General features: G+C 43.3%; 16 protein-coding genes. 8 read left to right on the forward strand and 8 right to left on the reverse strand.

What is annotated here, in order from left to right; genetic code table 11:
* Window positions 1-100 precede the first annotated feature (100 nt).
* Window positions 101-265: a hypothetical protein gene (locus B050_RS23385; RefSeq protein ID WP_018473342.1), complete on the reverse strand. Its 165-nt coding sequence runs from the start codon at window positions 263-265 to the stop codon at window positions 101-103.
* Between the two features lie 210 nt (window positions 266-475).
* Between B050_RS23385 and B050_RS0107775 the strand changes: the two genes are divergently transcribed.
* From B050_RS0107775 to B050_RS0107795, 4 genes are all read left to right on the forward strand, one after another.
* On the forward strand, window positions 476-3997 hold the full coding sequence (locus tag B050_RS0107775) for a glycosyl hydrolase (protein WP_169336247.1): 3522 nt from the start codon (window positions 476-478) through the stop codon (window positions 3995-3997).
* 185 nt (window positions 3998-4182) lie between these two features.
* Window positions 4183-5643, forward strand: a complete 1461-nt coding sequence (locus B050_RS22115; protein ID WP_044201966.1) for a sulfatase family protein — start codon at window positions 4183-4185, stop codon at window positions 5641-5643.
* A gap of 170 nt (window positions 5644-5813) precedes the next feature.
* Window positions 5814-7631 carry a DUF5060 domain-containing protein gene (locus B050_RS0107785; RefSeq protein ID WP_018473345.1) on the forward strand — a complete coding sequence of 606 codons (1818 nt, stop codon included), beginning with the start codon at window positions 5814-5816 and terminating at the stop codon, window positions 7629-7631.
* A gap of 837 nt (window positions 7632-8468) precedes the next feature.
* Window positions 8469-9428: a hypothetical protein gene (locus tag B050_RS0107795; protein ID WP_018473347.1), complete on the forward strand. Its 960-nt coding sequence runs from the start codon at window positions 8469-8471 to the stop codon at window positions 9426-9428.
* 312 nt (window positions 9429-9740) lie between these two features.
* Here the strand turns inward: B050_RS0107795 and B050_RS0107800 are convergent, their stop codons facing one another.
* From B050_RS0107800 to B050_RS0107830, 7 genes are all read right to left on the reverse strand, one after another.
* Complete coding sequence (locus B050_RS0107800; RefSeq protein ID WP_018473348.1) at window positions 9741-11012, reverse strand: PQQ-dependent sugar dehydrogenase; 1272 nt, start codon at window positions 11010-11012, stop codon at window positions 9741-9743.
* Between the two features lie 83 nt (window positions 11013-11095).
* On the reverse strand, window positions 11096-13546 hold the full coding sequence (gene ligD / locus B050_RS0107805) for a DNA ligase D (protein ID WP_018473349.1): 2451 nt from the start codon (window positions 13544-13546) through the stop codon (window positions 11096-11098).
* Window positions 13546-14316 (reverse strand): non-homologous end joining protein Ku, encoded by a 771-nt coding sequence (gene ku, locus B050_RS0107810; protein ID WP_018473350.1) that lies wholly within the window; start codon window positions 14314-14316, stop codon window positions 13546-13548. Before ku ends, ligD begins: the two co-directional genes overlap by 1 nt.
* Before the next feature lie 209 nt (window positions 14317-14525).
* Window positions 14526-15731 carry an AI-2E family transporter gene (locus tag B050_RS0107815; protein ID WP_026235729.1) on the reverse strand — a complete coding sequence of 402 codons (1206 nt, stop codon included), beginning with the start codon at window positions 15729-15731 and terminating at the stop codon, window positions 14526-14528.
* A gap of 426 nt (window positions 15732-16157) precedes the next feature.
* Window positions 16158-16532, reverse strand: a complete 375-nt coding sequence (locus B050_RS0107820; RefSeq protein WP_018473353.1) for a PRC-barrel domain-containing protein — start codon at window positions 16530-16532, stop codon at window positions 16158-16160.
* 202 nt (window positions 16533-16734) lie between these two features.
* Window positions 16735-16974 (reverse strand): hypothetical protein, encoded by a 240-nt coding sequence (locus B050_RS23390; protein ID WP_018473354.1) that lies wholly within the window; start codon window positions 16972-16974, stop codon window positions 16735-16737.
* A 264-nt stretch (window positions 16975-17238) separates the two neighbouring features.
* On the reverse strand, window positions 17239-17697 hold the full coding sequence (locus B050_RS0107830; RefSeq protein WP_018473355.1) for a DUF6789 family protein: 459 nt from the start codon (window positions 17695-17697) through the stop codon (window positions 17239-17241).
* 366 nt (window positions 17698-18063) lie between these two features.
* Here B050_RS0107830 and B050_RS0107835 point away from each other — a divergent pair, with 366 nt between their 5' ends.
* From B050_RS0107835 to B050_RS0107850, 4 genes are all read left to right on the forward strand, one after another.
* Complete coding sequence (locus B050_RS0107835) at window positions 18064-18579, forward strand: DUF421 domain-containing protein (RefSeq protein ID WP_018473356.1); 516 nt, start codon at window positions 18064-18066, stop codon at window positions 18577-18579.
* A gap of 130 nt (window positions 18580-18709) precedes the next feature.
* The gene (locus B050_RS0107840) at window positions 18710-19237 is read left to right on the forward strand and encodes an RNA polymerase sigma-70 factor (RefSeq protein ID WP_018473357.1); all 528 of its coding nucleotides are present in this window, start codon (window positions 18710-18712) and stop codon (window positions 19235-19237) included.
* Window positions 19238-19700: 463 nt separating this feature from the next.
* Entirely contained in the window at window positions 19701-20669 is a 969-nt protein-coding gene (locus B050_RS0107845; RefSeq protein WP_018473358.1) for a FecR family protein, read from the forward strand.
* Between the two features lie 89 nt (window positions 20670-20758).
* On the forward strand, window positions 20759-24094 hold the full coding sequence (locus B050_RS0107850; RefSeq protein WP_018473359.1) for a TonB-dependent receptor: 3336 nt from the start codon (window positions 20759-20761) through the stop codon (window positions 24092-24094).
* Window positions 24095-24096 lie beyond the last annotated feature (2 nt).

The raw sequence follows: 24096 nt of genomic DNA on the forward strand, positions 1-24096 counted from the left end.
TGATCCAATCCGAAAATAGACTGCAATACCGTATCATAACGCAGCCAGTCACAATGAATATAACGGTTAGCCCCAGTCCAAATGCTTCGCCAAAATGAGGTCACAATACTGCCGGATCATAGCTTCTGTTAGATCCCGGCTGAGGTAAATCAAGGAAGCTGAGATACTCCTTGATTTCAGGCTGCTCCACAAAACGCTTCATCAGACTCATTCCACCATAGGGTGTGAATGGTTTGCCAGAATACTCAATTGGCAGATTAACCATTTTGGTGAGATTTAGTTCTATTAAAAATCGTGAATTTCTATTCCCTTTCGAAGATTTTGGACTATTCCTATTGTTCAATTGGGGATTATCCTAGAAAGGCTTGAAGCAATAGAATATCCTTTATCTAGTATGATACAGGGTAGTTTCCCTATTTATTTTCATTAACATTAAGTCTCCTGAGGTGTGGGAGGAAGAATGAAGAATGAAAAGATGAAACAGTTTTTAGTTATTATAGCAATTTTAGCCGCAGGCATTATAGCCTCACCTGCTAGGGGAATGTCATTAGAAGGAGCAGTGAAGATCCAGCATGCTGATTCATTGATTTTGGGATTTCAGACTCCCCCGGCTCAGGCGAAGGCCCGTACCTGGTGGCATTGGATCAATGGAAATGTAAGTAGAGAAGGAATCACCGCTGACCTAGAGGCGATGAAGGAAGTAGGGATTCAAGAAGCACAGCTGTTCAATGTCGGTCATAACTTTCCCGATGGCCCTATTAGCTATTTGTCTGAGGAATGGTTAGAGCTTTTTCATTTTGCTGCCCAGGAAGCTCAGCGACTTGGCTTGGAATTGGCCTTTCACAATAGTGCGGGATGGTCTTCTAGCGGTGGACCTTGGATGAAGCCTGAGCATGCGATGCAGACGATCGTCTATACGGAGGTAGATCATATTGGAGGTACGACTTATGATGGGCGACTGCCACAGCCCAAAATTGTGCTGAACTATTATCAGGATATTGCGGTATTGGCCTTTCCTAAGCCTACTGAGGAGGTGCGCGTGCCGGACTTGGATTATAAGAGCCTTTCGGGACGGGTGAGAAATCACCTTACTCCAGACACCACTGCCATTTCTGCGGCAGGCATCATTCGTCAGGAGGACATTATTGATTTAAGTAACCTGCTTTCGGCTGACGGTTCTCTGGAATGGGATGCACCGGAAGGAGAATGGGTGATCCTGAGGTTGGGGCATACTCCCACGGGTACAGAAAATCACCCGGCAGTACGGGGAGGGCAAGGTTTAGAATGCGATAAGATGAGTAAGGAAGCTGTGGATATATTCTGGCAAGGTGGACTCGCTCCCATTATAGATAAGCTAGACACTTTGATCGGGACGGTGGTGAATAATTGCCTTATTGACAGCTATGAGGTGGGTACCGCCAATTGGACTCCAGCCTTTGCCGGCGAGTTTGAGCAGTTACGGGGTTATGATATGAAGATATATATGCCTGCCTTGGCCGGATATTATATAGATAGTGGCGAGGTGACTGAGCGATTTTTGTGGGATTTTAGAAGGACCATTGGAGACCTAATGGCCAAAAACTACTATTCCCATTTCAGCAAACTATGCCATGAAAATGGCTTAAAATTCTCAGTTGAACCTTATTGGGGCCCCTTCGATAATATGCAAGTGGGAGCCACGGGAGATATCGTGATGTGTGAATTTTGGAGTGGAGGTTATCCATTTTTTGACTCCCCAAAATTTGTTTCCTCCATCGCTAATCTAAATGGAAATACCATTGTTGGCGCCGAGGCATTTACTGGCTTTGGCGGTTGGTTACAGCATCCTGCTATGCTGAAGTCCATTGGTGACCAGGCCTGGGCTCAGGGGATCAATAGATTTATATTCCATACCTATGTGCATCAGCCATGGAATATCGGGCCAGGTCTAACCCTCGGAGTTTGGGGAATTGACTTTAACCGACTCAACACCTGGTGGCAGCAAGGCAAAGCCTTCCTGGAGTATATCAGTCGATCGCAGTTTTTGCTTCAGCAGGGCAGAACGGTGGCTGATGTATTGGTATTTACTGGCGATTCCTCACCAAATAACGCCTTGCTAATGCCAGAACTAAAGGCTCTAGGGTATGACTATGACCTCATAGGAGCCAATAAATTGCCTGATCTGTCCGTAAAGGAGGGTGACATAATCACCAGCGTCGGAGGGCAATACAAGGTCCTATACCTGCCCAATACTTCCTGGATAAGACCAGAAACGCTAAAGATATTAGAGCAACTTGCCAAAAGCGGAGCTAAAATTATAGGGTCAAAACCTCTGAAATCCCCCAGTCTTACCAATTATCCCCATGCTGACGGGCAGATTCAGCACATGGCGGAAGGTTTATGGGGCACAGGGCTAATTACTGAGGAGTCGGTGGAGGAGTATATTAGTACAGCCCTTAGCCCGGATATTAGAGTGGAGCAAGGAAATGAGGAAGACCTTAGTTTTCTACATAAAAGAACAAAAGATACAGATATCTATTTTATTGCCAATGCTCAGAAAAACAGCCGACGGGAAAAATTCCGATTTAGGATGCATGGTAAGCAGCCTGAGCTGTGGAATGCAGAGAGTGGAAAGATAGAAAATATAGCCGAGTGGAGAGAGAATGAGGATGGAACCCTTAGTATTCCCATTCATTTGGAGTCCGAGGAGGCCGTATTTGTGGTTTTTCGAAAGGCTATAGAAGCAGCCTATATTAGCGAGAGCTCCAGTGAGCTAAAAGCTCCTCAGACCAGGCCTTCGGCAAATATGCAAATTGTGAAAGCAGAATATGGTTCATTTTTACAGGAAGGATTAGTGGATGTCACGAGTGTGTTGAAGCAAAAAGTCCAAGGAGGCAAAATAGAAATAAATGCCAATAGGTTGCTCTGCGATTGCGATCCTGCCCAAGGCTATAAGAAGGAGCTTCGGGTAAAGTATAAAATTGGGGATGAGTTGAAGGAGGTCTATCTCATGGAGAAAGAGACCATCATTATAGAAGCAGCCGAGGGGGATTTGGAAATTGTAAAAGGCGTATTTGGGAAATTTAAGCCAGAGACCAGGGGCATTCCTGAGGATTTTCCTACCATAGATATCTCCCATAAGGTACAGGAAATGATTGCTGCGGGTAAAATGGAAATCCATGTTTCTGATAAGTTGATTCCTGGCAAAATTGCTCTTGGGTCTTCAAAAACTCTAAATATCCACTATAAGGTAGATGGGGAAGAGCGTTTTATGTCTGTTCCCGACGGACAAGTGCTCAGTTTATCTCCTTATCGTCCTAATGATAGGCTTAAAGTTCAGCAGAAAAAGATATTCTGGGAAACTCCCTATCCCGGGGCCCTAAGCTTTACCAATTCTTCCGGAATTACCAAGACTGCAAAGGTAAAGTCTGTACCCCAGCCCATAGGGCTGGAGGGAGAATGGCAGGTTCGTTTTTCTGATGGGGCATCAGAGGGGAAATCAATAGCATTTGATTCCTTATATTCCTGGTCCAAATCCTCCGATGAATCGATCCGATATTTCTCCGGAACAGCTATTTATCATAAGCAATTTGAGTTGGAAGGGGACGATATAGACTCCGCCTCCTCCATGGAGTTGGATCTGGGAAATGTACTTGTGATTGCTGAGGTGAGCATAAATGGCCACAATTTAGGGCTGTTATGGAGAGCTCCCTATAAGGTCAATATAGAAGAATATGTTCTGGAGGGTACTAATACGATGGAGGTAAAAGTGACTAATCTTTGGCCCAATAAATTGGTGGGAGAGGAGCGATACGCCAAGGATATCGACCGCAAAGGGGCAGGCGTAAAAACACTGCCTGATTGGCTCGATGGAAAAACGGAGCGCAATAGCAAAAGATCCACCTTTGCAGCCTATAAGCACTGGCATGAGGATTCCGAATTACAGGTGTCAGGCTTGCTTGGCCCTGTCCTTATTCGCTCTTTCAAAGAAGTGGAAGTGATGGATTTGCAGGATTGATGATACGTGAAGTTTGGTTTCTGAAGATCTGAAGTAAAGGAATTCGGGAGATGAGTTGCTAGAGGAGGCATAGGAGACTTTATTATCTAAAATCTCCAAGGGCTGTTTTGGGAGGGCATACTACTGGTGTAAGTATCCCTGGCTGATAGTATAAATCGATTAATTAATCTTAATAATTAAATAGAATGAAACATGCCTTATTTGTTTTTATAGGAATTGTACTTTGCATGTCTTGCTCAGTAAGGGCCTTTGCGCAACCTTCTAAGCCTAATATTGTGTATATCCTTACCGATCAATGGCGGGCCTCTGCCTTAGGCTATGCAGGTGATCCGAATGTGATTACTCCCAATTTGGACCAGTTTGCTGAGGAATCTGTGAATTTTGCCAATGCGGTATCCGTGCTTCCTGTATGCACTCCCCATCGAGCTGCATTGATGACCGGGAGGTATCCCACCAGTACAGGGATGTTTTTGAATGACCTGTACCTGCCTGAAGAGGAGCTCTGTATGGCGGAAATATTCAAAGAAGAGGGTTATAATACGGCTTACTATGGAAAGTGGCATCTGGATGGTCATGGCCGTGAGAATAATGTAGAGGTCGCTAGAAGACAAGGTTTCGATTATTGGAAGGCTTTGGAATGCTCGCATGATTACAACCATATGCCTTATTATGAAAACGATGACCCTAGGAAGAAATACTGGGAGGAATACTCCCCCTTTGCCATTGCCAATGATGCAGGACACTATATAGACCATCAATCCCGGGAGGAAGAGCCCTTTTTACTGGTGTTATCCATAGCCACGCCACATTTCCCCCACCATAGCGCCCCTGAGGAATTTAAAAACATGTACCCTAGAGAGGAGATAATCCTTGCTCCGAATGTGCCTGAGGAGTTTAGGGAAAAAGCCTTGGATGAGCTACAAGGTTATTATGCACATTGTACGGCTACCGATAGAGCCATCGGGCAGGTGCTCGATAAGCTTAAAGCGGTGGGATTAATGGAAAATACAATAGTAGTCTTTTCGGCAGATCATGGAGAGCTGATGGGCGCACATGGCATTAGGCCATTTACAAAACAACTTGCCTGGGATGAATCCATCAATGTGCCCTTTTTAATTCACTATCCCTCTATCGGTCAGGCCAAAGGGGCAGTAGTTAATGCACCCATTAATACTCCGGATATTTTACCCTCCTTGCTCGGTCTTGCTGGCATACCCATACCAGAAAGTATAGAAGGTGAGGACATGTCTCAACTGATGAAATCACCTGATCCTGAGGTGGAAGGTGCCGCCTTGGTGATGAATTTATGCCCATTTACCAGGGAATATAAATTCCCTGAATACCGGGCTGTACGCACCAATCGCTATACTTATGTGAAGACTTTAGAGGGGCCGGCCATGCTTTTTGACAATGAAAATGATCCTTACCAAATGGATAATCTAGTGGATAAGGCCCATATAGCAGAGCTCCAAAAGGACCTTGATCAGGAGCTACATAGGTTATTGACCAAAATTAATGATGATTTTCATCCAAGAGAGTACTACCTGAAACGGTGGAACCTGGAACTGGATCCCTCTAAGTATGCGATCAACTATTGGCAGTTTGATAGCGGCGAAGGACGGGTTCAATCTCCTAAATTCCAATAATTTATCATTAACTTATGTCCCTTATGCAGTTTTCAGGTAGCAAGTAGAATAGTGTGGGCAATAGAGTTGATAATGGGAGTGGATAGAGGATTGTATTGGAAGTTAGAATTAATTAATGGTCGCTAAACAACGAGAATTAACCTAATAAATACAATAAACCAAAATTAACGATGAAGCTTAGAATTTATGTAGTGATGATTGCGGCCATGCTGATGTCCTGTACCAAGGCCCCAGAGATCAGCGGGGAACTAAAAGTGTGGCATAAGGTTACGCTGACCTTTACGGGGCCCGAATCGAGTGAAACAGCCAGTCCTAATCCCTTTGCAGATTACCGGCTGGACGTCACCTTCAGCCAAGGGGAAAAATCCTTCAAAGTACCCGGATACTTCGCTGCGGATGGCAATGCCGCCATTACCTCCGCCAGCGAGGGAGATAAATGGAGAGTGCATTTCTCCCCCGATGCCCCTGGAAACTGGGAATATCAGGTGTCATTTAAGAAAGGTAAAGACATCGCCGTAGTGGATGGCGAAGGTGAAAGCGCCGGGTTCATGGATGGGGAGAAGGGCTCTTTTGAAGTGGCAGAATCCGACAAGTCCGGGGCAGATCTTCGTGCCCACGGCCGACTAAAATATGTGGGAGAGCATTACCTGCAATTCAGTCAGTCAGGAAATTATTTTGTGAAATTCGGGGTGGATGCGCCGGAGAATTTGTTGGCTTATTATGAGCTAGATAATACTCCAAATGTAGGGGAAAGGCTTAAGAAATGGGAGGATCACGCTCAGGATTATCATGAAGATGCTAAGCCGTACCTATGGGGCGCTGACCAACAGAAGGGCAAAAATATCCTTGGAGCGATCAATTACCTGCATACCAAAGGCCTAAATGCTTTTTCATTTTTGACTTTCAACGTGGATGGGGATGACCGTAATGTTTTTCCTCATTTGCTGAAGGTTGATTTGGCCGAATATGAAAATTTTGCCAAGGAGAAAAAGAACCCTAAAGTGTGGGAAAACCAGGTCATCCATGATCGCTTTGATGTGTCTAAGATGGACCAGTGGGAGCAGATATTCTCTTACGGGGACATGAAAGGCATGTTTTTACATTTCAAAACTCAGGAAAACGAAAACGACCAAAAGATGGACGGTGGGTCCCTGGGCCGGGAGCGCAAATTATATTACCGTGAGCTGATAGCGCGGTATTCTCATCACTTAGCCCTCAACTGGAATTTGGGTGAGGAGGATACGAATACCTTGCAGGAGGTGAGGGATTTTGCGAGTTATTTTGCAGATAATGACCCCTATAAAAATATCGCTGTGGTACATACCTTCCCAAATGATCATGATAAATATTACCAGCCGCTGGTGGATCAAAAGACGGATGTGCTGGGGTTTTCGGTGCAAACCAATAAACCAGACTTTAGCCGGGTGCATGAAGTGACCAACAAATGGGTAAAAGCTTCCTCCGCTTCTGGCCGCAAATTAGTGGTGGCCGTCGATGAGCCTGGCGATGCAGTCCATTCATTGGTGCCTGATACAGATAATCCTGACCATGATAATGCTCGGATAAATGCACTGTGGGGCACTCTTATGGCTGGAGGCTATGGCGTAGAATGGTATTTTGGCTATAAACATGCCCATTCCGATCTTACCTGCGAGTCATGGAGGAGCAGAGAGCTGTTCTGGGATCAAGGTAAAGTGGCCATGGATTTCTTTAATAATAATGACCTTCCTCTGATTTACATGGAAAATATGGACGAGATGACCGCTGCTGAAAATGATTATGTTTTTGGCAAAACAGGTGAAATTTATCTGGTTTACCTGAAGGAAAAGGGAACTGTTCAGATCGATCTTCCCGATGTAGGCTATAGAAGTTTATGGCTCAATCCTAAAACGGGAGATCAAATCAATGGAGAGGGTGAAACAAGCATCGAGGAACTAGAAATGGATAGCCCCTTTGAGCAAGACGCATTATTGTATTTGTATAAATGATTTCTGTAGGGAAACCCCAATGCCCTATAAGCTTGCTCTTCTTCCAAGCAAGAAGAGCAAGCTTAAACCCTGTCTGGGAGAGGGCTTATTTGTCAACTAGTTCGGGGGAAAAACAAGTAAAATTTATTTAACCTTAGTCTGAAAAATCCTCGTTTACCACTCACGGACAAACTAAACCCAAGCCGCTATTTCAGCATCTTGGGTTTTTTATTTTTGGTTAAAAAATAGTAGCCATATCGCCCGATTTTTTTATAAAACCTAGTAAGATACAGGATGCTGATTATAATGTAAATGGGTAATATTGGTAGATGATCATTTGAAAAACAATAGTGTAGATATTGGAGAGGAAAGAGTATTCGCTCCTGTTTCTTCAAAATGGTAATGTCCTTGACCCTGATTTTCGGCAGGATATTTAATCGGTAATAAAGAAAAATAAAGCTACCTCCTGCGCGCCTTCGCAGATTATTTCTGCTGGGTTCCTGCGATCCATATTCTTGTGGGTTTCACATAGCTCCATTCCCTCTTTTTATTCTTTCGCTTGACAAATTGCCAGCTGATTTGAAAAGACTCCTTTCTCAAAATTGAGCTGGGAGAAGTCTGCACCATTGCTATTTGCAATTGCAAAAAGAGCTGGGCTCAAAAGCATAAGAGAGGAGGAGCTGGAAGTAAATGCCAATTGAAATAGGACTTGGAGGCCACAGCCTAGCCTAGATGAGTTTCACACAGTATTGACCAAAATGATGCAATCGCTGTTTTAGGGAACCCAGAGGGCAATGTTCGCCCACTGGGAGGGTTCCGGATAATAATAATAAACCTAATTAACCAAAATTAAAAATCATGAAATCAACATTGAATTTAAGTGCCTTAGTGTTTTCCACTTTACTTTTTAGTGCGACATGTGCCTGCGTACAGGAAGAAGTACCGATAGAGCAGGAGGGCGAAGTTAAATTATTGACGATGACAAGCCAGCAAAATGCCTCCTTTAAAGGATGGAATCCCACCTGGGCCAACCTGATCGGTAATGAGCCGAGAGCGATTACCAATGCTGAGCAAGCAGCCTTGAGAAATAAAGTGGCCAATGGGACGATCGATACCGATGGGACCTTGGTGGATGTGCCAAATTCTACGATTGAAACTACCGGTACGGGCAGTCGATCGGTAATGCCAGATAGCCAAATGAGATGGCATAATCCTCTCAACTCCCAGGTGACGGATCCTAATGAAAATAGCCGATGGTACCAAAAGGATGGCAATACCCAAGTATTTAGAGTATTCCCCGGAGATGAAAACTGGCAAAATTCACGGGTTGGTGCAGCGAGAAGTGAAGCATATGCCCCTGATCTTGGAATCCGAAGGGATGATGATCAGGTGATGACTTTCTCCGCTCGCTACCATATCGCTGCCAATAATGGCTCCAAAGATGTCAAAATCTTTCAGTCCAAAGCTACGGCCGCTGGCGGATTTGACCCCGCTTGGGGAGTGGCGCTGCATGTCACCGCAGCTGGAAGTATAGATATAATCAAACGTGGGCTCACCTGGAGCGAAAATGAACGAATAGTCACAGGCAAAACCGCTGGCCAGAGCTTCAACCTGCGGGTGACTGATGATGGATTTAATTATAAAGTATTTATTGACAATGTGGAAAAAGCCGCTGGCTCCTGGGATCGGGGAAACCTCAAATCCGTATGCCGCTGGGGCGCTTATGTCCAGGGAGGCAGTAGTGGCGTGCTCACCGGAAGTGTAAGCGATCCGCAGATCGTCTATATCAGTGGCGCCCAGGTGACCGTCACCCACTAACTAGTCCTTAAACCCTCACATTTTCCGGAAATTCCTTCGAACAATTTTAAACAAAAAACCATCCCCTTCTTGGGCGATGGTTTTTTAGTTTTAGCTCAAATTAAATTCTAACAGCCTCTTATTTACTTCTTATAATGGCAGAAATAATTGATCGAGTGAAAATCACATGGCCATTACCAATTTTTGTTTTAAACCTACAAGTGACTGAATACCCATCATCTTCTCATTAAATGATTTTATTGAACCAAAAAATAAATTTCAATTCAGGGTAGAAACCTGCTCAAAGGGAACTATTGGATCCTTAAAGGCCAATTATTCGGCACTTATTTGCCATAATTTATTGCCATTATCATCATTTACCAGCAATGAACCATCCGGCATCACTGTCACATCCACTGGACGTCCATATACCTCGGATTGGTCTTCGTCAGATATGAAACCTGAAAGAAAGTCCTGAGGCTGCCCGGATGGTTTTCCATTTTTGAAGGGAACAAATAATACCTTATAGCCACTCAGATCAGCCCGATTCCAGGAACCATGCTGGCCTACGAAGGCTCCTCCTTGATATTCCTCAGGAAAGGCTTCGTGGGTATAAAATGTCAAGCCGAGGGAGGCGGTATGACTTCCTACTGGCACATCTGGAACGATAGCTTTTTTTACCATTTCGGGCGCTTGATCAGCCATTCTTGGGTCAGGAATAGACCCGAAATAGGAATATGGCCACCCATAAAAACCACCCTTTTTCACGCTGGTGATATAATCCGGGACCAGGTCATTCCCGATTTTATCCCGCTCATTGATGGCGGCCCAGAGCTCGCCGGTAGCGGGGTTAAAGGACATGCCCACGGGGTTCCTAAGACCAGCAGCATATATGATCTCCTCTGTTCCGTCGGGGTTCACCTGCAAGATACAGGCTCGTCTTTCTTCTTCCTCCATGCCATGCTCGCCCACATTGCTGGCAGATCCTACCGAAATATAAATTTTGGTGCCATCTTCACTGGCGATCAGGTTTCTAGTCCAGTGATTATTATAGCCTCCAGCCGGCAGCTCCACGATTTTCTCGCCTTTTTCGGTCATCTTGGAAGCCCCTGCATTATAAGGATAGCGGTAGAGTCCATCCGTATTGGCCACATAGAAGTACTCATCCAGCACTAGTATGCCAAAAGGTTGGTTAAGGTCTTCCAGATAGATTCCTTGAAATTCATATTTCCCATCCTGATCTTTGTCCTGAAAGATGCTGATCTGATCCACACTATTTTTGGTGGCGCTTTCAGCAACAAAAATATCGCCATTTGGGGCTATATAGGTGTTCCGGGGATGCTTCAGATTATCCGCAAATACACTGACCTTAAAGCCTTCCGGCGCAGTAGGCATCTTCCCCTCAGGCCAGTCCACCATCTTACTTTCATTACTGACAGACTCGCTGGAGTAAGGCGGAGGCAATATTAATTCCCCAATTGCAGTCTGTACCGTGTCTGGCTGATCCTGAGCTAGCTCTTCTTTTTCTGCTTTGGAAACCTTGTCATTGCAGGACAGGCAGCATGCAATGCTTAGTGTTAGTATTCCTGTGCTTACTTTTAGCATAATACGTTGGTTTTAAAATGAATAATGGTTAAAAGGTTGTTTTGTGGTTTCGTATTGACTTGCTTAGGTATTTGGTTTTATTCTTAATCAGGGAATTTTTCCAGAGCCGATTCTATATCAATTCCCTTCCCTAATACTCCTTTAAATAGGTCTTTATGTTTTTTTATCCGATCATTTATAGTGTAGATCGTAAAGTCATTCTTATCCAGTTTGCTATTGATTTCTTTCCATAGCAGGGGAGTGGATACGGGGGCTCCTGGCTGAGGCCTTACACAGTAGGCGGCGGCGATGGTCTGTCCTGGTCTATTTTGGAGGTAATCGAGATAAATTCGGTCTCCCCGGGACTTGATTCGCCGCTCTAGTGTCGTCAGGCTAGGGAGATTTTGTTGCACCATGGTGCAGATCAATTTACAGAAATCTCTGGCTTCCTCATAGGTGTATTGTGCGTCCAGTGGCAGGTAAATATGAAGACCGCTGGAGCCGGATGTTTTACAATAACCCTCGATGCCAATGCTCTTTAGAAATTCATGAAAGCTCTGGGCTACTTCCACCACCTCCCCAAAGCTGTTTTTTGGCGATGGATCAATATCGATCACCATATAATCTGGACGGTCTAAGTTCCCCATTTTGGAATGCCAGGGGTTGATTTCTATACATCCTAGATTGGCCATATAGATTAGCGTTGCTTCATCCTGGCATAGCATATAGTCGATCTGCTTATCGCTGGATTCTGAATAAATCGCCGTGGTTTTTATCCATTTTGGGAAACTGTCTGGCGTGTCTTTTTGGTAAAACCCTTCCTTCTCAATTCCCTCTGGATGGCGATGCAGATTTTGTGGCCGGCCCTTAAGATAAGGAAGTAGGATATCCGCAATGGAAAGGTAATATTCGATCAGGTCATATTTCTGAATCCCTTCCTTCGGCCAATAGATTTTTTCAAGATTGCTGATCGGCACATTGATTCCGTCGAGCTGCAAGCTATTTTCCTCCCCGGGCGCACTGCCAGGCTGCTTATCAGATCTGTCAGAACTTTCGGACTGCGTATCAGAATGGATATGAAGCTCAAATGGGGTCTTGTCCTGCCTTAGAGCCTTGAATACAGGTTGTCTCAATCGGCCGCTATCCGTCCACTCCGCATAATGTACCTCGGCCATCAGTACAGGATTCATCCATATAGGCTGCTTACCCGCCAGATTTATCTTCCCCAAAAAAGGTGAGGAATCTATTCGTAATGCTTGGAATCGCTCCAGCAATTCCTTTTGTCTCTTATGAGAAAACCCTGTTCCACAATTTCCAATATATGTAAGAACGCCCTCATTTTGGAGGCCAAGAATCAGGGAGCCAAAGGGTCTGCTCTCGGATGCTGTATAGCCGCAGATTAGAGCTTCAAGACTCTCACGAGGCTTAAACTTCAGCCAGCTTTCTGTGCGGATGCCAGGATGATAGGCAGCATCTGCCTTTTTTGCAATCACCCCTTCTCCACCCTCTGCGAGCACCTCTTGGTACAGTCCCTTACCATTGGTAAAATGCTCACTGTACCGGATATGAGGCAGGTCCTCCACCAGCGAGCGCAGCAGTTCCTTGCGCTCCGTCAGAGGCATATGCGTCAGACTGTGACCATCTAAGTATAATAAATCAAACACCATATATACTAAATCCCCCTTGGGCTCCTCCCTATAGTGCTGCAACCACTGGAATTGTGGTAGGCCATTTTTGTTGAGGCTGACCACCTCTCCATCTATGATGGCACTGAAAGAAAGCTGGGAGAGCGAGTCGGTGATGGGAGTGAATAAATCGGTATAGGATATTCCATTTCTGGAATACAGGGAGGTGTTGCTGTCTTCATGATTACAGAGAATGCGATAGCCATCCCATTTAAATTCAAATAGCCAGCCTTTCTTTAGCGTACCGATATCAATCGCCTTATCGCGGCTCGCAAGCATGGGGGAAACCTGTCTTTTTGGAGATACCTCTAGTGGCGACTTTTTACCTGCTGAGGGAGCATTTTCGCCCAAATGAAGGTTGGCATCATAGTCCAGATCAATGGAATAATCATCCTCCTTTTTTATAAGGAGCCATTGGTTTTGCTTGTTTTGGTAGTGAGTTTTTACCAAGGCAAAATCTCCTCGAAGTTTAGTGCCATAAAAAGTAAGCTTAAGATCTCCCTTTTTATACAGATCCTGTATGCTTTTCTGCTGTCCTTGAGATAGGCTATAGCTGCCAGTATCCCAGATGGTCATCTCCCCGGCACCATAATTTCCCTTAGGGATGGTTCCTTGGAAGTGAAGGTACTTAAGTGGATGGTCCTCGGTATGCACTGCTAGGCGCTTATCACTGGGATTTAAAGAGGGGCCTTTGGGCACAGCCCAGCTTTTGAGCACACCATCCATCTCCAGTCGCAGGTCAAAGTGCAGCTTGCGGGCATCATGACGCTGCACCACGAATCGCCATTCGCCTGCATCGGGGGCCTCCTCCCCATAGGGCTCAGTGGTTTTGGAAAAATCCCGCTTTTTATTGTATTCCTGAAGGGCCATTAAGAGGCTTTTTTGCGTTTTTCTAAACTGGCTTTAAGCTTAGCCATGAGGTCCTTGGCAGGCGTATTCTCTGGCTCAAATTTCTTCACCGTGGCTTTCTTTCCTTTGGATTTTGATTGGATGATTTTCATCAACTGATCATTATAGACGTCTTTGTATTTCTTGAGGTCAAACTTCTCACTATAATTTTCAATAAGGGATTGGGCCATCTCCGCTTCTTTTTTGGTGACCTTCGAACTCGATATCTTCAGGTCCTTAGGATCCCGGATTTCATCCGAAAAGCGAATCACATGGAGCACTAAAACATCCTTATACACCCCCACCAAACTCAAATTCTCCTTCTGCCGCATCACAAACGTTGCAATACCCAATTTCTTAGATTTCTTGAGGGCATCTCTGAGCAGATTATAAGCCTTGCCACCGTCCTTCTGAGGCTCTAGAAAATAGGGCTTCTTGAATAATAAGTCCGCTACATCTGTTTCATTAACGAAAGCATCGATTTCTATGATTTTACTCTTTTTGGCATTTGCCTGCTCAAAATCATCATCTTCCAGGACGATATACTTATCATCCATTTTATAGCCCTTAACGATATCTTTCCATTCCACCTCTTTTCCCGTCTTCTCATTGATCCGCTGATAGCGTATCCGTGAGTGGTCATCACTATCCAGCATGTCCAGCTCTATTCGCCGATCTTCCGAGGCGGAGTACATCTTGATTGGAATATTTACTAATCCAAATCCTATGGTTCCATTCCAAATTGATCTCATAATTTTTTAAGTTCTAACGGTGAAAAATAGACGGAGGCTTATCCGGTAAATCGCTATTTAATAAAACGGAATTAGGACGGTAGCCCGTTGATTCCTTGTGCATTAGCGGCCGATTCTATACTAGTAGTAGTCAGAATACAATTAGCAATCATAATGCCGTATGTGCTCTATTACCCACTTGAATCAGCATTTTTATATGAATGGACGATTTACTTGAAAAGCCCCTTTATCTTGTCGGCGAGTTTTCCTAGCTGGTCCTCATCATCACTGTCTTGCGTATCTTCTTTTCCCAAGAAATAGCCAAGAGGACGTAATTCAGGAATCTGGTCCGCCACTATTTTGAGAATACCGAAAAACGGAATGGAGATTACCATTCCCACCACTCCCCAGAGGGAGCCACCGAGGATGACCACGATGATCGTTACCATTGGGTTTAGGTCCACCTTATCTCCGACGATAAATGGCTCAAGGATATAGGTTTCTATAAATTGCGCCAGTCCATACGTGATGGATACGCCAATAAACATGCTGGTCTGCCCCCCTGAAACAAGCGCCATCAGCATGGCTATAAAATAGCCGATGACCGTCCCCACATAAGGGATTAGAGAAAGAAGGGCGGCAATAAGACTAATAATTATCGGGCTGTCAATACCCGATACCGCCATACCCACACTGTAAATGATCCATAGGAAAAATATCAGTATAAGTCGTCCCACAAGGTAGTTCTGAGCAATGGCCAGGGAGCCTTTCAGGACTTTATTGGTTTTAATATTATCATGATTTGAAAAAATCTTAAGGATAGAAAGTCTGATTTTCTTTCGATAAAATAAAAAGAAGAAAATGTAGATAAAGGTGAGGATGGAATAAGTGAGGAAACTCAGAAATTCGGTAATGGCCGTTTTTACGTCAGGCCCTCCAGCTCCCTTACTGCTCTCGGATTCTTCCGCTTCAGTGGTACTTGTGCCATCATCTGTTTTCTCCGCACTAGCCTCGGATTGGTCATCACTGGGCAGTACAGATGGCGGAATATTCAAAATTTCCATTTGCTTCTCAGGACTTAGTCCAGCTATATTTTCTACGGATTGCTGCAGACTCTCTACTGTCGTCGCCAGATGCTCCATTATTTTGTCCTTGTTTTCATAAATGCTATTGGCCTGGAGCGAAAGAATAACAAATATGGAGAAGTATAAAATTAAGGCGATTAGAGAACTGAGAAGTGTGGATATGGATCGTTTTAAGCCTTTCCGTTCTAAAAAACGGGCGATGGGCAATAAAATCATCGTCAATAATGCCGCAATACTTATGGGCGCCAAAAAAGTATAAGCCTTCATTAATCCCAAAATGAGAAAATACAAAGCTATAATGTATAAGGGAAACAGTATGTACTTGGAGGATTTTTCCTGATGTGTATCCATATTCTAGTCTTAGTAGTGGTTTTTTCCCCTGCTCACCGCTTGATTTCTGCTGGGAAGTGAAAAATTAGTTTTAATTGGCATTGAGGGTCAAACAAAAGGCATACCATTTACTTGTAATAAATCCATGTATTATGCGATTTGAATAGGGTAAATAGGAATAATGACCTGTTTGCAAATTATTACTTACTAAAAAGCTTCCGGATATGCACTGTTTGAGAATTGAAAATAGGCCTTTAGACTTTGCCGAAAAATAGTGCTACTCTTAGATAAAAGTGATTACTCATTAGTTCTAAACAGGTCAAGGCTATAAAAGCACCTCAGACTTAGATCAAACCAATTTTTGTTAATCAGAAATACAATAGGGGATATACTGAAAAAAGGCAGAGTAAAACCCTGCCTTTTTTTAAGAGCCAAATAATCTGAAAATTAGATTAGTGGCTTTTCTGTTTCGAATCCATAATAGGTATGTACCTGATTGATGAATTCATACTGCGGGCCTGATGGCCAGTTGTCTTTGTCGAAGCCTGGAGAATTCTCCAGTTTATCCTTATCCACATCAAGGATGATCACCTCATCCTGATGGTTGTCCAGTGAAAGGGCCTGCCATGGAATTGCAAAGTACTTGCTGCCAAGGTTAAGGAATCCTGTATCTACCTCGAGCACTGCATAAGCAATCTTGCCTGTGCTGGTCTCGATCATTGTATCTTTGATATTACCGATTTTCTCATCTCTCGGTGTCTTTACTACCGTTCCATTGATTGAACTTCCTGATAGGATCAATTCATTTTTGCGATTTCTCATTGTTGTAATTGGTTTAGTGGAAAATTCATTGTTATAAGTTGAAAGATGCAATCCGTATGCCAAAATGATTATTTTGAATTATAAAAAGTAATTATTTATATATATAATAGGATGAGTAGAAGGTTGCATTATTATTTTATACCTATTTAAGGTTTCATTTTATTCTGTATAAAAGAGGGAATAGCGGAATTGCCCGATTACCTTAGTATAGGCATCGAGCTAAATCCACTATATTGTCCTTAGTCTTATATACTATTCCATCCCAGTCTCCGAAAGCTATCACTGGGATGGGAACGGTCTCTGCCGGCTCAATGAGTGCTGGAAGGTACATTACCTTCCAAATAGTCCTTGCAGGAAGCTGCGCAGGCTCTGCAAGCTTTGGCGCAAAGATCACAGTGAGAGTGTCCAGCGTGTCTTTCACATTCTTCAGCACATTTTTCACACAGCTCGATGCAATACGCAACTAAGGGCTTGATGTCGGAATATGAGGTGCTGAGGATTTTGGAAAGTGTTGAACATATTTCCCCGCACACCCGGCAGTTGCGGATGCAGTCAGCCATATGGCTGGAATTGGGTTCGTCTAAGCAGGCATCGGCGCAGTGAAAACAGGTCGATGAACATTCGTTGAGAATTCTGAAAGTTTGTCTATTGATCATGATAAAGTGGTTTAGGTAAATGTATGGTTGATTTATAATATGAACTTAAACTATGCGCTTGGGATCAAGGAAAAAGAAAGGATGGTAACCATTCCAAAGACGATATGAGATAGGATTAATGCCATTTGATAGTGAGGAAGTGAGAGCAATGGCGGGCGTTTATGAAGGTAAATATATGTCTTCCACACTATGATAGCCAATATACCACTGATAAGGCCAGTCCAGAATGAATCAGACCATTCCCTATCCAGCCAATCCCAATCTAACATCAGGTAATAGGAAAAAGAAAATAACATTCCCACCCCAATATGGGCAATACTTCCCGTGACCAAGCTTTTCGTGTCAGTGGAAATCTCAGGGCTCGAGGCAGTAAGCATATTTCCTAAAATATGCACCACCTTGGTGTTGATTCCAGTAATCATGCTATAAGCATACATCACAAGAGTCATGGCGGCGGTCCCTAATAGCCCTGAGATAATGATCCTATAAAAGTCCTGTAGGTCAATCATTTGTTTGCTGCTAATGGTTAAAAATCTATAAAATCTATCAACAAATTTTTTGCCGAAAATTTATTTTTCACCATAAACCAATATGAAAATCATCTAAAATTTCTATCCGATTTAGAGAGGTATTGGCCTTTATATAGGAGGAGGCCCTTATTTTAGAGTATGAATTTTTGGAGGGAAAAAAATTGAAGAAAAAACATCTCTTAGGATAAAAGTAGTATTAAATATAATATTTCTAATTGTTTTTTGTAAGGCTGAGGAGGGGTTTGCAGTACTTTGGAACATTTGTTGATGAATGCTTTATACCGATTTTGTAGAATATTCTCTACAATTATGTTCAAATAGTTCTGTAACTAAAAACGATAACTGATGGAAGATATTTTTTTTAAGAGTTGGGAGACTGTGCTTCAGATCGCCATTAAGACCAGTATGGCCTACTGTTTTATGATTATTATCTTGCGAGTGACGGGAAAGAGGACGCTTACCAAGATGAATGCCTTTGATGCGATAGTGACCTTTGCCTTAGGGTCGATCTTGGCGGCCATAGCTCTAAATCCACAGGTGCCCATTGTAGATGGATTAATTGCGATGTCCTTATTGGTCTTATTTCAATACCTGGTGACTTGGGCCAGTGTGAGGGTCAAGAAAGTAAGGAAATTAATTACCAGCAGTCCCCAACTATTAGTTTTTAGAGGGGAATATATGGAAAAGGCCTTATTGAATGAGCGCATCACCAAGGAAGAGCTAAATGTGGCCATGCGAAAAGAAGGCTTGGCCTCCGTATCAGAAGTAGAGGCTGCCATCATGGAGTCCAATGGAAATATCACGGTCTTTCCTCTCAGCTCCAAAGCCAAAATCCATACCCTGTCAGATGTGGAGGGCTAATATTTTACGGGAGGGCGGCATCCTATTTCCAAAGACAAAAAGAGGTCAATCCGTGAATTTTTCTTAATAAAAGGTTCAATCTGAGTTAACATAAGTATGCTCAAAAGTTTGTTGCTTGCGATGCATTCTTATGGATCAGCTACTTGTAAAAAATATCAGCAAAGGTTGCTTAAAAAGCTACAAAGTAATATTTGAGAAATATTATACGATGTTGTACGCCTATTCCAACCGCCTGATTCACGACCCTGAAAGCGCCAAAGAAATAGTCAATGATACTTTTTTGAAATTATGGGAACATCGCAAAACGCTAAATAGAGAAGTTGACAGCATCAAACCTTATCTATTCCAAATAGCCCATAATCAGTGTATTAATCATCTCAAACAAGCGAGTAATAAACTGAAATTGGAATACCTCGATGGCAATGTGGCAGCGGGCTATGAAATTACTGAACTTGAATACGAAGAATTACAAAATGCCATTAACCAGGCGATTGAGGCCCTACCGACCCAGCGTAAACAGATATTTCTTATGAGTAGAAATGAAGGCTTGAAGTATTCTGAAATCGCTCAACAATTGGGGATTTCCCCTCGAACTGTTGAAACACAAATCAGACGCTCCCTAAATTATCTGCGGGAGAAAATTAATAGGTTTACCTGATCGTTTTTTTCCATAATGGAGTAAATAATACTTAGCATTCTATATTTTTCGAACGGAGTTTATATCGCAAAATGGGCAGTCATCACTATTCTTTTTAAGACTTTGACTCATAATCTTCTTCTATCCAAATGCTAATTACCTATAAGACAGCAGAGTCCTTCGTCTGAAATTCATGAAGTAAAAAATGCTTGCAGCTTCGTGCAGATTGGATTGGCTGAAGTGTTTTGACAAGTCAGATAGGACGTGGCATTTAGCCTTAGGCGCATCTTTTTATCAAAAAGAATACTGAGGGGAGGGACTAATATGGACAAAACCTATTTTCTGGTTTGTGCGATGATTTTCCTAAATCAAAGTTAAGGATCAATAGATATTTAAGTGATGGAAAAAAAATAGTCTTAAATGGATAAAAAAAAATCAAGCAGCTGTCAGGGTAAGACTTCAAAATCTTGTATAGCTAAATAGAATGAGAAACGATATTGATGTGTATGCAAAATTATTGGCCTTTATCCAGAAAAAAACGGATGAAGAGGAGAATACTTTAATTCAACGTTGGTTGGAAGAAAGTGAGGAGAACGTCAATCTATTTCTTAGGCTCAAAAAAATATATGAGGAGGAAGATGAGAGCGCCTATATTCCTGAAAGTGAGCTGCAGGCTGAATGGCAAAGGGTAGAAGCGGAAATTCATCCAAAAGGCAGGAAATTAAATATAAAAACTTATAGGGGTATAGCTGCCACAGCGCTGTTTCTCTTGGGGATATGGGGTATTTGGGGCGTTTTTAAACATTCTACTCCTACTGATTCCAGCTTGGAGAAGATGTACCATACGAATGCGGGAGAGCGAAAATCTTTTACCCTTCCTGATGGGACTCTGGTATGGCTGAATGCCTCCAGCAGCCTATGGATCTCGGGCAATTATAATCAGGCAGATCGGAAAGTACGCTTAGCAGGGGAGGCTTGGTTTGACGTGGCTAAGAATCGTGAAAAACCTTTTTCCGTAAATGCCGAAGAGATCCTCATTACCGTATTGGGGACGCAGTTTAACCTTAGTGCTTACGAATGGGATCAGGGCATCGTTGCTAGCCTTGATGAAGGAGTGATCACTTATTCTGATGGGCAGGGGGCAGATTTGATTCTTCGTCCTGGGGATCAGGTGGAATATCTTAAAAAAGATAAAAGCTCCACACTTCAGCGATTTCCAGATAATAGGCATAATGCATGGAAGCATAATAAATTGATCCTAAAAGATTGCCCTTTATCCCTAAGCATTAAGAGAATTGAGGATTTTTATGGGATAGAGCTGAGTGCCAATAAGCCAATAGATGGGCAGGACCTCATCAGCATGACCATAGATGGGGATTCGCCGCAGGAAGTAATTGAATTACTAAACACTATAACCGATAATCATTTTACCATGAAAAACAATTCCCCATAAAGGGCCAGGCATGAAAAAAGGAAGTGCGGACACACTTCCTCTTAGTTATTTCTAAATCACCTTCAGATCATTTAAAAACATTCAAAACTATGAATAATAATGGTATTTTACAAAATACTATCAAGGGATTCCTATGGGGAATTTCTTTTAGAAAGAGCCTGTTGATGGCTGTGCTCTGCTTGGGCTTTCTCCCGGAAGTCCAGGCTCAACAGATCGAAGTGGACCAGGGGACTTATACCCTGCGCTCACTGATAGAGCAGTTAGAGTCGCAAATTGATCAGCGGTTTGTATATAATGCCTCATCGATTCCTTTGGAACAAAAGCTTACTGTGGACATTCACGAGGAGACCTTGGACCATGCGCTGGAAATGATTTTTTTGAATTCAGGAATTTCCTATAAACTCCAATCCGACCATATTGTATTAACCAAGCATGATACTGCTAAAGCGGAGGTCTCTGGTCAGGTAAAAGACGGAGAAACCGGCGAAAGCTTGATCGGTGTGACTATCCGACTCAAGGGAGGATCCGGAGGTACCACCACTAATGAGGAAGGGAGGTATAGGTTGAAAGTAGATGCTTCATCCACCTTGGTATTTACTTATATAGGCTACCAATCTCAGGAGATAGTGGTGGGAGGTAAGCAGTCTATTGATGTCCAAATGCAAATGGAAACCACTGGCCTCAATGAGTTTGTGGTGGTGGGCTATGGGAAGCAATTAAAGGAGCAGGTGACAGGCGCCATCTCCAAAATCGATGCAGAGGAGCTGGAGAGACGGCCGGTGGTTTCCACCACGGCAGCACTCCAAGGCCTCGCTCCTGGAGTAACGGTTACTCAGCAAACGGGCTCCCCCGGAGCAGATGGAGGACAGATACGGATCCGGGGAATCAACTCCTTTGGGGGGTCTGACAGTTCTCCCCTGATTCTAATAGACGGTGTAGCGGGAAACTTAGACATGATAGATGTCAATCAAATCGAATCGATATCCGTCCTAAAAGATGCCGCCTCAGCAGCAATATATGGTTCTCGCGCCGCCAATGGTGTAGTATTAGTTACCACCAAGCGGGCATCAGCGGACAGCTTTTCTCTTAATTATAAGGGTTATATAGGGAAGAGTGAGGCTATTTTTATTCCCGAGGTTACCGATGGCCTGACCTTCATGAAGGTTTTCAATGAAGCCAATAATAATGATTATGGCTATGACCTATATAGCGAGGCAGATATTTCAGCTTTCCAGGATCAATATGCGATCAACCCAGGTAATTATGATTGGCAAAACGCCATCCTAAATGGCTCTGGCTTGACTCAAAATCACTTTATATCCCTAATGGCCAATTCTGATAAGATCTATGTCATGCCATCGATCAGCTATGCAGACCAGCAGGGGATCATCGAAAATACGGGATTCAAAAGAATCATTATTCGCAATAATATGGACATCAAGCCCAATGATAAATTGGCAATAAAATTTGATATGTCCCTAAGCAATAGTGATAGGACACAGATCCCTCATGAGGGAGATGTCTGGAATTATCTGGGGCGTATGCCTACCAATATTCCTGTCAGGAGGAATGGTCTATGGTCAGAAGGTTGGGTAAATGTAAATCCCGTGGCACAAATAGCAGAAGGGGGGAATGACAAGACCAATACCATTGAGCTAATGGGGAACCTGGTGGTAGATGTGATGCCCACTGACTGGCTGACGCTGACAGGCAAAGTCGCTCCACGATACCGAACAAGAAACACCCATGAGTTTTCCAAAAGCATAATGACTTATAATGATGACGGTACTGAATCGGGGGCAGCTTATACCTTTACGGATTTGACCGAAACGGCCTATCGTTATTATTATGAAAATTACCAGTTCCTGACTCAGATCGATCAATCACGGGGGGAGCACAATTTCAAAATGCTATTAGGGACTTCCCGTGAGACCTATGATCAGAAATACCTTATGGGTTATAGAAGGAATTATACCTATGATACGTATGAGGTCCTAGCGGCTGGAGCGGATGATGCGACCAAAGACAATAATGGAAGCCATGCCCAGTGGCTTTTGGTATCGGCATTTGGAAGGTTAAACTATGATTTTAAAAGCCGCTACCTGTTTGAAGCAAATTTCAGGTACGATGGATCTTCGAGATTTAGTCCTGAGAATCGCTGGGCGGCATTTCCATCTTTTTCTGCGGGATGGATTCTCTCTGACGAGCCTTTCCTGCAAGGGGCCAGTGGCTTCCTGGATTTATTAAAACTTCGGGCTTCTTGGGGGAAGTTAGGCAATCAAAATATCGGAGATACGTATTATCCCTATATGGAGACTCTGGCGGTAGGAAGTATATCCATGGCTGAAAATATCCATCAGCTGGTGACCTTGAATACCATGTCTAATCCTGACCTTCGATGGGAGGAAACCATGGTGGCAGATATTGGAGTGGATATAAGTCTTTTTGAAAATCAGCTATCCCTAACCGCAGATTGGTATAAGAAGGTGACGGATGGCATACTGCTGACCTTATACACTTCTCAGCTTACGGGGCTGAATGCTCCCTATCAAAATGCTGCCAAAGTGACCAATACAGGTTGGGAATTAGGGGCTAATTATGAGAATACCATTGGTGATTTTGACTTGAATATAGGATTTAATGTTTCCGATGTAAGGAATGTGATCACAGATATGAAAGACCAAACCTCAGGAACATTATTGAGGCAGGAAAAAGGCCATTCTATCAATTCTATCTATGGCTATGTGGCCGATGGACTCTACCAATCCCAAGAGGAAATCGATGCTGGGCCTACTCAATTTGGAACCTTGCAGCCTGGAGATATTCGGTATAAGGATATTGCTGGGGCATTTGATGATAACAACCGTCCCATCCCGGATGGGAAAATCAATGATGATGACAAGATGATTATTGGTAATACCATCCCTCGATATACTTATGCTATGAATTTCAATCTTGGCTGGAAGGGGATTCAGCTATTTGCTTTCCTTCAAGGTGTGGGAAAAGTGGATGGTTACCTGAACTCTCACTATGTGATTCCGGCGATTAACTCTAGCGCAGTAAAAACGTGGCAGCTTGATTATTGGACGGAGGACAATCGGGATGCTGCCTTCCCTCGACTTTCCACAACCTCCACAAACAACACTCAAAATTCCACTTACTGGATGAAGAGTGCCTCTTATTTGCGCTTAAAAAACCTACAGATAGGCTATAATTTACCCCAAAAATGGATAGAAAAAGTCGGAGTAAAGAAGGTGTTTGTATATGCAAATGGCCAAAACCTATTCACAAAAACAGATTTCTGGGAAGGCTATGATCCTGAGATAAACTATAACGCCAGTTCTGCTTCGGGAGTATCCCTTGGAAGTGGAGGCTATTATCCTCAGGTGAAGATGTACTCTTTAGGTCTGGAAATTAAATTTTAATA

It is taken from the genome of Echinicola pacifica DSM 19836, assembly GCF_000373245.1.
Classification (GTDB): Bacteria; Bacteroidota; Bacteroidia; order Cytophagales; family Cyclobacteriaceae; genus Echinicola; species Echinicola pacifica.